A 14,318-nucleotide genomic window follows, 5' to 3' on the forward strand; every position below is an offset into this window, starting at 1 on the left:
TTGACCATGTCACCAGACAGTCATCTGTCTAGCGCACCATTTTCACGTTGATCGCGCGGCGCCCAAGGCGCCCGTGATCGCATCGCGTGTTTCCCCTTTCATCTGCCTGAGCTCCGCTTCCACGCGGCGGCTCGCGCCTGCCTGAATGCCTGTTCCATGACCAAGACCCTGTTGGCTGCTGCGTTGTCCCTTGCCCTTGCGCCGATCGCATGGGCGCAGCAGGCGCCGTCGGCCACCGAACTCGATGCGGTTTCAGTCATCGGCAGTGGCGAGGCGCGCCAGGTGCAGCGCATCACCCGCGAGAACCTGGACATCCTGCCGCCGGGTACCAGCCTGCAGAAGACGCTCAACCTGCTGCCCGGCGTCAACGCGCAGTCGGCCGACGCGCTGGGCACCAACGAACAGTCGATGACCCTGAGCCTGCGCGGTTTCAACTCCACCCGCCTGGGCTACGTGCTGGACGGCGTGCCGCTGGGCGATGGTGCGTACAACAACTACAACGGCCTGACCATCAACCGTGCGCTGATCAGCGAGAACATGGCGGGCGCCGAACTGGCGGTGGGCATCGGCAGCCTCGGCACGCCGTCCACCAGCAACCTCGGCGGCACCATCTCCTATACCTCCGACCGCCCAGCGCAGGAACTGGGCGGCCGCGTGGTGCAGACCTTCGGCAGCGATGCCAACCGCCGCACCTTCGTGCGCGTGGACAGCGGCGAGTACAACGGATTCTCCGGCTACGTGTCGGGCATGAACGCGGTCTCGGACCTCTGGAACGACCAGACCGCGTACAACAAATCCACCACCAAGCAGTTCAACGCCAAGGGCGTGTGGAACTTCGACAGCGGCCAGATCACCGGCTTCGTCGACACCTCGCGCACCAGCCAGGCCGACTACTTCTACCTGTCCAAGGACGAGATGTCCCGCGGCCTCGGCTGGGACTGGGGCGGCTACGCACCGGACTGGAACAAGGCCGTGGCCAAGGCCTACTGCAACACCGCCAGCCTCAACGCGAAGAGGTGCGACAACAGCGGTCCGGACAAGGACGCCGACGGCGCCTTCACCGCCGGGCAGATCCTGCGCGATGACAACCTGTACTACCTGGCCGGCGACTTCTTCCTCGCCGACGGCTTCACCCTGCGGGCGCTGGCCTACCACCACGACGACCGTGGCGAAGGCCACAACTGGAACAGCGGCGCCTGGTCGAACAAGGGCACTGCACAGGAAATCCCGATCATCTTCCGCAACACCATCTACACCATCGACCGCGATGGCGGCACGCTGTCGTTCGATTGGGAGCTGGGTGCACACCGCATCGAAGGTGGCGTCTGGTACGAACGCAACACCAGCAGCGCCGAACGCTACCAGACCGCGGTGGACGGACCACGCGACCTCAGCGGCATGAACACCCTGCCCTCGGATGTGGGTGTGTTCGCCCAGCGTACGCGCTGGAAAACCCACCAGTTCTACCTGAAGGACACCTGGCGCCTGCTTGACGACCGTCTGACCCTGGAATTCGGCGCCAAGAGTCCGCATGCCACCTCCGACGCGCAGGCGCTGCCCGGCGATGCGAAGACACCGATCTCGCCAAGCTCGAACAACCAGTTCGCCACCGGCTCGCTGAAGGCCAGCAAGAACTTCCTGCCCAGCGTTGGCGCCAACTTCCGCCTCAGCGAGCATCACGAAGTGTTCGCCAGCTACGCCGAGAACATCGCCATGTTCCAGGGCGGCTTCAAACTCGGCCCGCAGGCGGTCAGCCAGGCCACCTGGAACGCGCAGGGCAACCTGAAGCCGGAAGAATCACGCTCGCTGGAGGCGGGCTATCGCTTCGTCACCGATACGTTGCAGGCATCGGTCGCTGCCTACAGCGTGCGCTTTGACAATCGCCTGCTGCAGTACAACCCCTGCGATTCGCGGCAGCCGGTCGGCCCCACCTGCGGCAACCGTTTCTACAACGTCGGCGGCGTCGACAGTCGCGGTGCTGAACTGACCGTGCTGTGGACACCGAACGAGCACTTCAGCTGGTACACCTCGGCGTCGCTGAACCGCTCGACGTATGCCTCCAACTACACGCAGGCCGGCGTCGAGCAGCAGATCAAGGGCAAGATCCAGACCGACACGCCCAAGCAGCTGCTGGCCACCGAAATCACCTGGCGCGACAACGGCTGGTTCGCCAGCCTGCGCGGCAAGTACACCGGCGAACGCTTCTACACCTATACCAACGACCAGGGCTTTGGTGGCTTCACCGTGTTCGACCTGGCCGGTGGCTACGATTTCGGTCAGGTTGGCTTCGCCAAGGGCATGCGCCTGTCGCTGAACGTGACCAACGTGGGTGACAAGCGCTACGCCAGCAACCTGGACTCGAGCGTGTTCGCACCCAGCGACCCCGCCGGCAAACTGTATGTGTTCCATGCGTCGGCACCTCGCCAGGTGTTCGGTACCATCGACATCCGTTTCTGATCGCCGGCCGAGGAGTCCATTGATGTCCACTACTGCCCTGCTGTTGGCCGCGCTCTCGGTCAGCGGCTACAACGCACCGCATGAAGCCCGCGGCGTGCCGCCACGCGCGGTGGACGTGGCCAGCTTCACTTACGTGGACAAGGGATTGGTCGCCGCCGGACGATTGCCGGCCGGCACCGTGGACTTCCTCGGCGATACGCTGGGCTCGTTCTCGTCGTTGGCGGTACAGCCGGGCACGTGGCGGCGTACCGCGCATGGCTATGGAGGGGTGCTGTGGACCCTGCCCGACCGCGGTCGCAACGATCCGGAGGCCGGCCTGTTCTACGACTACGCCGGTCGCCTGGAGCGCATGCAGCTGCGCATCGACTGGCCGACGGACAAGCCAGCGAGCGTCGGCACGCTGACGATGAAGCCGGAAAAGGGGCTGGTGCTTAAGGACTACAACGGCCAGCCATTCACCGGTGCCGACCCGGGTGATCACACAATCATCCAGCGTGGCGTTGTGCTGCCCTCGCCGGCCGTGGGCGCGGGGGCCGGCAAGGTCGCGCTTGATGCCGAATCGCTGCAGTTCACTGCGGACGGCCACTTCTACATCGGCGACGAGTACACCGCCAACGTCTATTACTTCAACGCACAGGGCCAGCTGCAGGGCGTGATCGTGGCACCGCAGGCGATCCAGCCACAACGTGATGGCAAGCCTGCCTTTGGATCATTGGCCCCGCCGCAGACCGGGCGCCGCAACAACCAGGGCGTGGAAGGCATGGGCCTGTCGCCCGACGGCACACGGCTGTTCGTTGCCCTGCAGAGCGCGCTGATGCAGGACAGCGCGGCAGGCAATGCCGCCGGCCGCATCAACACCCGCGTGCTGGTCTACGAGGTGTCCAGCAACCCGACGCCGACGCAACCGGTGGGCCACCATGTGATGATCCTGCCCGCCTACGCCCATGATGGCAAAGGCAAGCTCGACCGTACCGCTGCGCAGAGCGAGCTGCGTGCGCTGGACAACGAGCGTTTCCTGATGCTGGCGCGCGATGGCAATGGACTGGGCAAGGAGGGCAACGAACCGATCGTCTATAAATCGGTGCTGCTGGTGAACGTGGCGCAGGCCTCCAATCTGGTGGACACGGAATATGAGACCGGCACGGCATCGGTGCTGGCCGATCCGGCTGACGCGATGTTGAAGACCGGCATCGTGCCCGCCAACGTCAAAGAGGTGCTGAACCTGCTCGACCGGCCGCAGCTGGCCCGGGCCGGGCTGGACCTGGATACAGGGCGTGGCCCTCACCCGGGATTGCTGTCGGAGAAATGGGAGGCGATGGATGTGTTGCCTGCGCTTGATCCAGAGCACCCGAACGACGTACTGCTGCTGATCGGCAACGACAACGACTTCACCGCCCGCAACTGCCGCATGCAGGGCGAGCACTGCGACAGTGCGTACGACAACGACAACCGGGTGCTGGTGTATCGGCTCACCCTGCCGTAGGGCTGGCCGCTGGCTGGCATCCCCATGAATCCCGACCGCTGGTAGTGCCGGCCGCTGGCCGGCAACTTCATGAACCTCCGGACGCACCACCTGGTTGCCGGCCAGCGGCCGGCACTACCAGATCGACCACGCGTAGGGATACTCGCCAATCTCCCTGGCCAGGCCCGCCCGAATGGGATTGCCCAGGATATACAGAGCCTGGCGATGCAACGATTCCTCTGCCCTGACCGCATGATCGAAGTACCCGGGCTGCCAGACCACCCCACGATGACCGGTCAGCCGATTCAAGGCCAACGCGCTGGATGACTTGAACCGACGGGCGATGCCCGCCAGCTCCGACGCACGCAGTTGCAACATCCAATGCACATGATCCGGCATCACCACCCAGGCAAGCGACTGGACCAGGCCTTGTCGCTCCAGTTCCTCAAACTGGCTGGAGACGCAACCTGCCGTAGCGCCGCATTCAAAGCGTCGGCGGCGCTGGCATGTTGTTGTGGTCAGCACGTAGACCTGACCGATGATGGAACGCCGCCCGTGGCGCAGGAGATCGCTGCTCATGGCCCATCGTGGATCAGGCAGACATCGCTGGCTGTCGGGGAACAGCGCGAGATTCCATGACGATGCTGCTGACAGTCTGCTGGGGTTGCCGGCCAGCGGCCGGCACTACCCAACGCAAAAGCCCGTCACGTCCGCCCCGTGATAGTGCCGGCCGCTGGCCGGCAACTCATGAACCCTGCCCGGCGGCGCCCGGCCCCGTCACCCGCGCAGCGTAGCGCCACCGTCCACGTACAGGTCACTCATCGCCACGTGCCCGGCCTGCTCGGACAGCAGGAACATCACCGCCTGCGCGATGTCCTCCGGCGTGGCCAGCTTGCGCAAGGGAATGCCCGCTTTGTAGGTCACGGGATTGCCAGCGATCACCCGTGCCGCGCCCTGCTCGTCTTCCCACATGCCGGTCTGCATCGGGGTCAGCGTGGAGCCCGGCGCAACGATATTGCAGCGGATGCCCAGCGGCGCCAGCTCCAGGCCCAGGCAGCGGGTGAACATCGTCGCCGCCGCCTTCGAGGCAGCATAGGCGGCCATGCCATGCCGTGGCACGCCCGCCGCGTTGGAACTGACGGTCACGATGGCGCCTTGCCGGCGCGGCGACATCACCCGTGCCAGTGCGCGGCCCACATGGAACACACCATCGGCATTGACCGCGAACACCCTGCGCCAATCCGCGTCACGGGTGTCCACGACCTCGCCGACATGCAGCACGCCCGCCACGCTGGCCGCCAACATGATCGGTCCCACCGTGGCTTCCACCTCGTTTACCAGCGCGTCCACAGCCGCACCGTCGGTGACGTCCAGTGCGAAAGCCTGCACGCGCCCATCGTCGGTCGCCAGCGCAGGTCGCTCGCGATCGGTTGCCACGACCCGGCACCCTGCGTCCAGCAGTTGCCCCACCAGCGCCGCACCGATACCGCCGGCTGCGCCGGTCACCAGCGCCACATTTCCTTCAAAACCCGTCAGCTGCATGTTGCGCTCTCCTGTTGCCTGTCCCACTGCTGCAGCCGCGCCGACAACCACGGTGCCAACTGCGCCACCGCATCACGCCCGGTCAGTTCGGCGTGCAGGAACGGCAGCTCGATGGCATCCACCTGCAGCGCATGTGCCTTCCACAGCGCGGACTGCAACTGCGGCCGTGCCTGATGATCGCGTCCGGCCCGCACATGCGCCAGCGTTCCTACGAAAGGTCGGTGCTGGTGTTCGCGGATCAGTCGATTGGTTCCGGTCACCGCCCGTACCACGCCGTCGAGCACAACCTCGGGCAGGCTGCCCAGCGCGCTGCCGCCGCGCCGCAGGAAGGCGAGGATGCGCTCGCGATCGTCCAGTTCCGGATGCGCGTCCGGGTCATGCCCGGCGATGGCCAGCAGCGCCCGCAGCGCCGCGATCGGGTCGGGCTCCGGTTCGGCGCGCCAGCATTCGCTGGGATAGGCATCGAGCAGCACCAGTTCGCCGACCTCGCGACCGATGTCGTGCAGGCGCACGGCCATCGCCTGCGCGAGGATGCCCCCCACCGACCAACCGAGCAGATGGATCGGCCCCTGTGGCTGCAGCGTGATCACCCGCTGCACATAGTCATTGGCCATGGCCTCGATGCTGCCTGGCAGCGGTTGCGTGGCATCGAGCGCGGGCGACTGAAGCCCGTACACCGCGCGCGTTGGCTGCAGCGCCCGGGCCAGTGCGCGATAGTTCCAGGCAATGCCGCCTGCCGGGTGCAGCACGAACAGGGGGGCTGCGGTTGCCTCGTCGGATGCCGACAGCGCAATCACCGGCCCCAGCGCGTGATCGGCGCGTGCGGGCGGCTCGGCAATGCGTGCCGCCAGCGCGGCTACGGTCGGTTGCGCGAACAGCGCGCCCAGGCCCAGCTCGCAACGCCAGCGCTGCTCGATGGCCAGCAGCAGGTGCACGGCCGACAGGGAGTCGCCACCGATGCTGAAGAAATCCACATCAACCGCCACCGGCGATTCACGCCCCAGCGCCTGCGCGAACAGCCCGGCCAGTTCCCGCTCCAGCGGCGTGCGCGGCGCCTGCCCGGCGGCCTCCTGCTGCCGTGGTTTCGGCAGCGCAGACCGGTCCAGTTTGCCATTGGCGGTCACCGGCCAATGATCCACGCCCACGAACGCAGACGGCACCATGTAGTCCGGCACCCGCGCCAGCAGATGGCTGCGCAGCGCCGCTGCATCGAGCAGCGCCGTCGGCACATAGGCGACCAGCCGCGCCTCGCCGGGTAGATCATCGCGCAACAGCACTTCCACCCGGTCCATGCCAGGCAGCTCGCGCAACGCTGCTTCAATCTCGCCAAGTTCGATGCGCAGGCCGCGCAGTTTTACCTGATGGTCGCTGCGCCCCAGGTACTCGACCGCACCGTCGTTCCGCCAGCGTGCCACGTCGCCGGTGCGGTAGATGCGCTCACCCGGCAGGAACGGATCCGCCAGGAAGCGCTCGGCAGTCAGATCGTCGCGGCCGAGATAGCCGCGCGCCAACTGCACACCGCCGAGGTACAGGCCACCGGCCACGCCCACCGGCACGGGCTGCATCCGTGCGTCCAGCACATACAGGCGGGTGTTCCAGACCGGGAAACCGATCGGCACCGGTCGCGAGCGGTCATCAGCCGAGGCTGGCCACCAGCTCACATCCACTGCCGCTTCGGTCGGCCCATACAGATTGTGTAGTTCGGCATGCACCCGCGCATGGAAGCGGTCGCGCAGCGCGGCATCCAGCGCCTCGCCACTGGTGAACACGCGCCGCAGCCGCAGGTCCTGTGAGGCCGGTGCAGCCAGGAACGCATCCAGCATCGACGGTACGAAATGTGCGGTGGTGACACCATGCACGCGGATCAATCGCGCCAGCTCGGTCGGGTCGCGGTGTGCGTCCGGCCCCGCCAACACCAGCGTCGCGCCGCACAGCAGTGGCAGGAAGAATTCCCAGACCGATACGTCGAACGTTGCCGGGGTCTTCTGCAGAATCCGGTCGTCGGCGCCCATGCCATAGTGCTCGCGCATCCACAGCAGGCGATTGACGATGGCGCGGTGTTCGATCACCACGCCCTTGGGCTCGCCGGTCGAACCGGAGGTATAGATCACATAGGCCGCATCGTCGCCCGTCGGGCCCGGCCAGGGTGCGGTAAAGCTCACATCGGTCCACTGCTCCGGCGGCAGCACCGGCACATCTGAAAGACGGGATTGCACGCCGGCCTCTGCCAATACGCAGACCGGTTGCGCCGACGCCAAGATGCGCGCCAGACGCTCCGCGGGATGGGCAATGTCCAGTGGCAGGTACGCGCCGCCTGCGCGCAGCACCGCCAGCAACGCAATCACCAGTTCCAGCGAACGCGGCAGCGCTACGGCAACGACCGTGCCCGGGCCCACGCCCAGCGAGCGAAGCTGCGCGGCCAGGGCGAAGCTGCGCGCCTCCAGCGCAGCATGTTCCAGCGTCGTATCGCCGAACACCAGCGCCGCTGCCGACGGATCGCGGTCCATGCCCTGCTGCAGCAGTTCGACCAGGGTCGTGTCAGGCAGCGCATGCGTGGTGGCATTGAAGCCATGCACGACCTGCCTGGATTCTTCCGGCGTGGCCAGTGGCACCGTCGCGATGTCTTCGGCCAGCAGCGCGGCCGACACGAAATGCAGCAGCCGCCGGGCATGCGCCTTCATGTCATCCAGCCCATACAGGGCCGGGTTTGCTTCAATCTCCAGATCCAGCAGGGTCTGTCCATCGCCACGGAAGCCCAGTGTCAGGTCGTCAACCGGGCCGGTGCTCAGCACTTCCAGTGAGGCCTGCACACCCAGCAGCGCCAGCGGCTTATAGAACGGCTGTACGTTGATCAACGGCCCATGCAGACGGTGCTGTGCACCGACCAGACCGAGGTCACGACGCAGCTGTTCGCCACGGTAGCGCCCATGCTTGCGGCTCTGGCTGAGCTGGCGCCCGATGCGCCGGCAGAATTCGTCGACGCCGCCCTCGCCGCCCGCTACCCGCAGCGGCAGCACGTTCATCACCATCGCCGGCACCCGCGCCGCCGCGTTGCCCAGCCGCGCCATGTACGGCACCCCGAGCACGACTTCCTCGGACGCGCTCATGCGACGCACATACTCTGCGGCCAACGCAGCGAGCACATCCGGCCACGGCTGCAGCCACGATGCCGAGACCTGCAGCAGGCGCTCGCGCAAGGCGGGGTCCACCGGTTGCACCCAGCGCAGTGCATCCTCACTGGCCGCGGCGGTGCCGGCCAGACCGGTGGAGGCCGGGGCGCCCTGCAGCGCCTGCAACCACCACTGCCTGTCGACGTTGCGGCGCGCATCACTGCGGTAGTTGGCATCATCGGCCAGCACGCCCGCCAGCCCTGGCAGCGCACTACCGGTGCGGCCCGCATACAGGGCGCAGACGCGGTCAGTGAACAGCGCCATGCCATAGCCATCGGTGGCCAGATGATGAACGCGCAGGTACCAGGCCCAGCGCTGGCCGCCCATGTCGAACAGCACCTGCTGGCTCAGCCGGTCGCGGGTCGGGTCGACCGCGCTGCAGCGGTCAGCCAGCATCGCCGCACGCGCCGTCTGCTGCGGATCATCGGCCGCGGCGACATCGCGCAGCTGCAGCAATGGCACCCGCGCGGGCTCGTGCCACTGCACGGGCTGGCCGTCCTCGGCCTCGGCGAAACGCAACGCCAGCGCCTCGGCCTCGACGGCGGCCTGGTTGGCGGCAGCGGTGAACGCCGGCACATCCAGCGGACCCTCGATCCACACCGCGTGCGCGGTATTGAATGCAGGATTCTGCGGGGCCAGCCGCTGGGCAAACCACAGCCCGGCCTGCGCCTCGGTCAGCGGCAGCGGCGATCCGTTCATGCCGTCTGCGCGGCCTGCAGCTGCTGCACCACCGCCCACCACTGGCGCAGCGTGGTGTGTTCGGCCAGCTGCGAGAACTCCAGTGGCAGCCCGGTGTTGCCCCAGGCGAGCACCAGCCCCAGCATGCGCATCGAATCCAGATCCAGATCGATCAGGTTGTCATCATCGCCGATGTCGGCCGCGTGGCAGTCCAGCACGCGCGCGACGTCGGCGCGCATGCGCTCCAGGGTCAGGGTTTCGGTCGTCGCGTTCATCACATTGCCTCCAGCAACTGGTCGGTGGTCATCGGTACGCCGCAGGTGCGGGCGATCCAGTGCAGCGCTTGGTCATGGTCGGCACGCGAGAAATCGGCCACGGCATCGGCAGCGATGAACGTCTCGATGTCACGCTGGAATGCCTCCACCGCCGTCGCGGTGCATCCGATATGCGCGTAGACGCCGGTGATCAGCAGCTGGTCGCGGCCACGCACGCGCATCAGCGTTTCCAGATTGCTGCGCTGGAACGCGCTGTAGCGGTGCTTGACCAGCACATGCTCGCCCGGCTGCGGCGCGAGTGCGTCGATGATCGGCTCGTGGTCGGCACGCCGGCCCATGCCCGGGCCCCACAGGTCTGCCTGCAGGCCGCGGTCGCGGCGGTCCTGGTCGCCGTGCTGGGCGGTGTAGAACACCGGAATGCCGTGCGTACGGCACTGTCCCAGCAGGCGCGCGATGTTGTCCACCGCCGGCTGCAGCGGCGCGTTGCCGGCGTCGAATGCGGCGAGGAAATAGCGCTGCATGTCGTGTACCAGCAAGGCAACACGATCACGCTGGGGGCGCCAGGCGCCTCGCGCCTGCGGCAGTTCCGCAGCGGTCGGCAGGGAATACGGGGTAATGCGGGGCAGCGCCATCAGCGCGTTCCTCCTGTCTGTTGCAGATGACGCGCGCGCAGCTGCGCGCGCAGTTCGCGGCGGCTGATCTTGCCAACCGCCGTGGTGTCGAAACTGTCCACGAAAACAATCTGATCGGGCACCTTGAAGGCGGCCAGGCCACGCCCGCGCATCCACGCCTTCAGCGCCGGCGCCTTGATGGCCTCGCCCTGCTGGATCACGAAGGCACAGCTGCGCTCGCCCAGGTAGTCGTCAGGAATGGAGACCACGGCGGCATCGAATACGCCGGGATGGGCCAGCAGATGGTCTTCGATCTCCTCGGCGGAGATCTTCTCGCCCGCCCGGTTGATGTGGTCGCCGGCACGGCCCTGCACCACCAGATAGCCGCCGGGCAGCTGCTGCACGCGGTCGCCGGTGCGGTAGAAGCCGTCGTCGGTGAACGAGCGCGCGTTGGCCGCCGCGTCATTGTGGTAACTGCGGATGGTGTACGGACCGCGCGTGAGCAGATGACCGACCTCGCCTTCGGCAACGGGCTGGTCGTGGTCGTCGACCACGCGCACTTCATCATCCTCGCTGATCGGCCTGCCCTGGCAGGCGACGACCAGGTCCTGCGGGTCATCCAGCCGGGTGTAGTTGACCAGGCCTTCGGCCATGCCGAACACCTGCTGCAGCGTACAACCGAGGCCATCGTTGACCCGCCGCGCGGCTTCCGGCACCAGCTTCGCTCCCCCGACCTGCAGCACCTGCAGGCTGGACAGATCGTGCCTGCTGGTCGCCGCCGCCTGCGCCCACAGCAGCGCCAGGGGCGGCACCAGACCACAGCAGGTCACCTTCTCGCGTGCGATCAACGGAAATGCCGCATCCGGGCCGGGGCCTGGGCTGAGCACCACGCGGGCGCCGGCGTACAGCGCACCAAAGAAACCCGGCGAGCTCATCGGAAAGTTGTGTGCTGCCGGCAGCGCGACCAGGTACACGCTGTCGCGGTCGATGCCACAGATTTCGTTGCTCGCGCGGAACGAATAGATGTAGTCGTCGTGCGTGCGCGGAATGAGCTTTGACAGCCCGGTGCTGCCGCCGGAGATCTGCAGGAACGCTACCGACTGCGGATCAGGATCGGCCGGCAGCTGGCTGCGATCGCCCTGCAGCGATTCCAGCGCGACGAACTCGGCCGCATCGCCATCGATCAGCACGTGGCGTACCGCCGGCACTTCCGCCTGCAGCGCGCGCGCCAGGCCACGATGGTCGAAGCCTTCATGGACATCGGCGCTGATGTAGGCACTGGCCTCGGCCTTGCGCGCAAAGTGGGCCAGTTCGGTGATGCGATGTGCCGGCAGCGCGTACACCGGCACCAGCCCGGCGCGGAACAGGCCACAGACCGTCGCGATGAAACCGGCCGTATTGCCCAGCTGCACCAGCACGCGCTCGCCGGGTTGCAGGCCCAGCGCCAGCAGCCCGGCGCCGATGCGCCCGGCCTCATGCCAGAGCTGCGCATAGCTCAGGCGCACATCGCCAGCCACCACCGCGATGTCATCGGCATGGCGCTCGGCGCGTTCGCGCAGGAAACCCGGGAAGGTTTCGCCACGCCAATGACCTGCGGCCCGATAGCGCGCGACCAGCGCTTCAGGCCATTGCTGTTGCAGCGGCAGGCGCGAATCAACGGTGGACGGCGTCATGCGGATACCTCGATCAGGGACAGCGGGTCCTGCACGCCCAATGCGTTCAGCAGGGCAGCAAACTTGGCGGCGGTTTCGGCCACTTCGGCCTCGGGTTGCGAGTCGGCGACGATGCCGGCGCCGGCATACAGGCGCAGCTGGGTGCCCTGCAGGCGCGCGCAGCGGATCGCCACATACCAGTCGCCGTCCCCCTGTGCATCCAGCCAGCCCACCGCACCGGCATAGAAGCCGCGCGGCACCGGTTCCAGCGCACGGATGCGCTGCAGTGCCTGCAGCCGCGGGGTACCGCAGACGGCCGGGGTGGGATGCAGCTCGGCCAGCAGGGTCGCCGCCGACGTAGCAGCGTCCTTCAGCGTGGCGTGGATGCGCGTACCCAGATGCCACATGCTGGCGGTGGCGTGCAGCACCGGGCGCGGCTGCGCTTCGATATGGCTGCACCAGGGCGACAGGCCATCGACAATGGCGTCGACCACATGCCGGTGTTCGTCATGATCCTTCGCCGATGCCAGCAACGCCTGCGCGGCGCGCTCGTCCGCAACCGGATCGGCACTGCGCCTAGCCGAACCGGCCAGCGGATGCGACAGCACCTGCGCACCGCGTTTGCGCAGCAGCAGCTCCGGTGTCGCCCCCACCAGCCATGCCGGCGCCTGGCCAACGTCCACCGGCAGCGGTACGGCGTAGGTTGCTACCGAAGGATCGGTGCCGAGGCGGGCCAGCAGCATTTCCGGTGACAGCGCCTGCTGCGTGTGCGCCAACAGGCTGCGCGCCAGTACCACCTTGTGCAGCTCCGGGTCCGGCGCGCGCATCGCGCTGACTGCGTCGGCCACGGCCGCTGCATACGCCTGCGCCGAGGGCTCGGCAGTCAGCGCTCCGGACAGCGCCGGCGCCGCCTGCGACTGCACGGGCAACGCCGGCAGCAGGCGCTCGGGCTGGTACAACGCATCATCGGCGCGCGGCTCGAACGGCACCGCGCCGACCAGCAGACCCGGCCCACCGCGCTGCTGCGCGAAAAACGTCGCCACGCGCTCGGCCAGCGTGGCCAGCGCACCGGTCGGCAAGGGTGCGCGGCAGCCGCGCGCGTGCATCTGCTGATCGGCCTGCCGCAGCAGGAACAGCGACGCTTCGGCGGTGGGCTCGGACAGCATCGACGCAGCCTCCGGCCACGCGTCCTGAATCAGGGAATCGTTCATGGGGTCTCCTTCATCCGATACGCTGCGGCCAGCACGCACAGCACCAGCAGCAGCACGCCGACCAGCAGGTAAGGCAGGCTGGCACCGCCGCGATACAACAGGGTGCCGAGCATCGGCCCGGCCACCATGCCCAACCCCTGTGCCGCCGCGACGGTGCCGGCCGCCGCACCCTGTTCGTGCGCCTGCACCGCATCGGCGGCCAACGCCTGGAACGAGGGGAACACGAAGCCCATGCCGAACGCTGCAAGCGCGTAGGCTGCCGGCAACTGCCAGGTCTGCTGCACCGCCGCCACCGACGCAAAGCCGATGCCTGCGATCAGTGCGCCGAGGATGATCCAGCGCCGGGGATGCACGTCCAGTTTCATCACCAGCCCCTGCGCGAGGATCAGGCCCACGCCGACTGCAGTCAGTGCGATGCCGGCCATGCGTGCACCTTCGGCTGCATCCAGGCCGAAACGATCAATGGCGAAGAAGCCGACCGTGACCTGGGCGATGGTCACCGACACCATCGCAACGAACGCGGCCATCTGCGGCAGGCGCAGGCGCGGGTCGAGGCGCGACAGTGGTACGCGCTTGCGGTTCTGTGCGGCAGCCACCGGGGGCGTGGCCGGCAAGCGCCACGCCAGCAGGCCCAGCGCGAGCAGCGGCAACAGCGCCGCCACGTACAGCGCCAACGGCAGGTTCTTGTAGGCCAGCCATCCGGCAGCAGCCGGGCCCAGCACCATGCCCAGCGCATTGGCGCTGCCCAGCCGGGCCAGGAACTTGGTGCGCTGGCCGGGCGGGGCCTGGTCTGCGATCAGCGCCGCAGCGGTCGGCGGCACGGCCGCATAGAACAGGCCCACCAGCCCGCGCGCACCTACCAGCACCAGCACCGAGACCAGCACCGGCGGTATCGTCTGCAGCGCGACATCGATGAACACCGCCAACGCGATGTAGACCAGCGTGTAGGCGCTCATGGCCAGCACCAGCACGCGCTTGCGGCCGATGCGATCGCTGAGCTGGCCCCACGGGCGAGCGGCCAGCATCCACAACACACCCGCGGCCGTGACCGATAGACCGGCATGCCATTCAGACAGGCCCAGCAGGCGGACCACCGGGCCGATGACGGCGACGAAGGACATCATCGCCATGGTGCCGATCAGGGCAGCCAACACCAGCGCCGGCAAGCCGGGAACCACGGGACGTGCATGCATGGAACACCAACCGTAACCAAGGAGGGAACGCCGGGCGCTTCCGCACCCCGCGCGACGTCGCCCTGTC

Annotated in this window: 10 protein-coding genes; 2 read left to right on the forward strand and 8 right to left on the reverse strand. The window is 67.6% G+C overall.

Annotated features, from left to right (window positions below):
- Positions 1 to 156 precede the first annotated feature (156 nt).
- Both AC1DKR_RS01870 and AC1DKR_RS01875 read left to right on the forward strand, forming a co-directional pair.
- Positions 157 to 2,457, forward strand: coding sequence for a TonB-dependent receptor (locus tag AC1DKR_RS01870; RefSeq protein ID WP_478030749.1), 2,301 nt, complete (start codon positions 157 to 159; stop codon positions 2,455 to 2,457).
- 22 nt (positions 2,458 to 2,479) lie between these two features.
- Entirely contained in the window at positions 2,480 to 3,940 is a 1,461-nt protein-coding gene (locus AC1DKR_RS01875) for an esterase-like activity of phytase family protein (protein ID WP_478030752.1), read from the forward strand.
- Positions 3,941 to 4,054: 114 nt separating this feature from the next.
- Here AC1DKR_RS01875 and AC1DKR_RS01880 read toward each other — a convergent pair whose 3' ends face one another.
- The 8 genes from AC1DKR_RS01880 to AC1DKR_RS01915 all read right to left on the reverse strand — a co-directional run bounded on the left by AC1DKR_RS01880 (position 4,055) and on the right by AC1DKR_RS01915 (position 14,251).
- Positions 4,055 to 4,498 (reverse strand): REP-associated tyrosine transposase, encoded by a 444-nt coding sequence (locus tag AC1DKR_RS01880; protein WP_478030754.1) that lies wholly within the window; start codon positions 4,496 to 4,498, stop codon positions 4,055 to 4,057.
- 198 nt (positions 4,499 to 4,696) lie between these two features.
- Positions 4,697 to 5,461, reverse strand: a complete 765-nt coding sequence (locus AC1DKR_RS01885; protein WP_478030757.1) for a 2,3-dihydro-2,3-dihydroxybenzoate dehydrogenase — start codon at positions 5,459 to 5,461, stop codon at positions 4,697 to 4,699.
- Positions 5,452 to 9,330, reverse strand: a complete 3,879-nt coding sequence (locus AC1DKR_RS01890; protein WP_478030760.1) for an amino acid adenylation domain-containing protein — start codon at positions 9,328 to 9,330, stop codon at positions 5,452 to 5,454. Before AC1DKR_RS01890 ends, AC1DKR_RS01885 begins: the two co-directional genes overlap by 10 nt.
- A complete protein-coding gene (locus tag AC1DKR_RS01895; RefSeq protein WP_336028965.1) occupies positions 9,327 to 9,584 on the reverse strand; it encodes a phosphopantetheine-binding protein in 258 nt (85 codons plus the stop codon). The genes AC1DKR_RS01890 and AC1DKR_RS01895 overlap by 4 nt, the downstream gene beginning before the upstream one ends.
- Positions 9,584 to 10,216: an isochorismatase family protein gene (locus tag AC1DKR_RS01900; protein WP_394197549.1), complete on the reverse strand. Its 633-nt coding sequence runs from the start codon at positions 10,214 to 10,216 to the stop codon at positions 9,584 to 9,586. The genes AC1DKR_RS01895 and AC1DKR_RS01900 overlap by 1 nt, the downstream gene beginning before the upstream one ends.
- A complete protein-coding gene (locus tag AC1DKR_RS01905; RefSeq protein ID WP_478030763.1) occupies positions 10,216 to 11,868 on the reverse strand; it encodes a (2,3-dihydroxybenzoyl)adenylate synthase in 1,653 nt (550 codons plus the stop codon). The genes AC1DKR_RS01900 and AC1DKR_RS01905 overlap by 1 nt, the downstream gene beginning before the upstream one ends.
- A complete protein-coding gene (locus AC1DKR_RS01910) occupies positions 11,865 to 13,058 on the reverse strand; it encodes an isochorismate synthase (protein WP_442244814.1) in 1,194 nt (397 codons plus the stop codon). Before AC1DKR_RS01910 ends, AC1DKR_RS01905 begins: the two co-directional genes overlap by 4 nt.
- Positions 13,055 to 14,251 (reverse strand): MFS transporter, encoded by a 1,197-nt coding sequence (locus AC1DKR_RS01915; RefSeq protein WP_478030766.1) that lies wholly within the window; start codon positions 14,249 to 14,251, stop codon positions 13,055 to 13,057. Before AC1DKR_RS01915 ends, AC1DKR_RS01910 begins: the two co-directional genes overlap by 4 nt.
- Positions 14,252 to 14,318 lie beyond the last annotated feature (67 nt).

This window comes from Stenotrophomonas sp. 01N47 (assembly GCF_056399165.1).

Coding starts and splice junctions, on each gene's coding strand:
- AC1DKR_RS01870 (WP_478030749.1), top strand. CDS start 157: ATGACCAAGACCCTGTTGGCTGCTGCGTTGTCCCTTGCCCTTGCGCCG.
- AC1DKR_RS01875 (WP_478030752.1), top strand. CDS start 2,480: ATGTCCACTACTGCCCTGCTGTTGGCCGCGCTCTCGGTCAGCGGCTAC.
- AC1DKR_RS01880 (WP_478030754.1), bottom strand. CDS start 4,498: ATGAGCAGCGATCTCCTGCGCCACGGGCGGCGTTCCATCATCGGTCAG.
- AC1DKR_RS01885 (WP_478030757.1), bottom strand. CDS start 5,461: ATGCAGCTGACGGGTTTTGAAGGAAATGTGGCGCTGGTGACCGGCGCA.
- AC1DKR_RS01890 (WP_478030760.1), bottom strand. CDS start 9,330: ATGAACGGATCGCCGCTGCCGCTGACCGAGGCGCAGGCCGGGCTGTGG.
- AC1DKR_RS01895 (WP_336028965.1), bottom strand. CDS start 9,584: ATGAACGCGACGACCGAAACCCTGACCCTGGAGCGCATGCGCGCCGAC.
- AC1DKR_RS01900 (WP_394197549.1), bottom strand. CDS start 10,216: ATGGCGCTGCCCCGCATTACCCCGTATTCCCTGCCGACCGCTGCGGAA.
- AC1DKR_RS01905 (WP_478030763.1), bottom strand. CDS start 11,868: ATGACGCCGTCCACCGTTGATTCGCGCCTGCCGCTGCAACAGCAATGG.
- AC1DKR_RS01910 (WP_442244814.1), bottom strand. CDS start 13,058: ATGAACGATTCCCTGATTCAGGACGCGTGGCCGGAGGCTGCGTCGATG.
- AC1DKR_RS01915 (WP_478030766.1), bottom strand. CDS start 14,251: ATGCATGCACGTCCCGTGGTTCCCGGCTTGCCGGCGCTGGTGTTGGCT.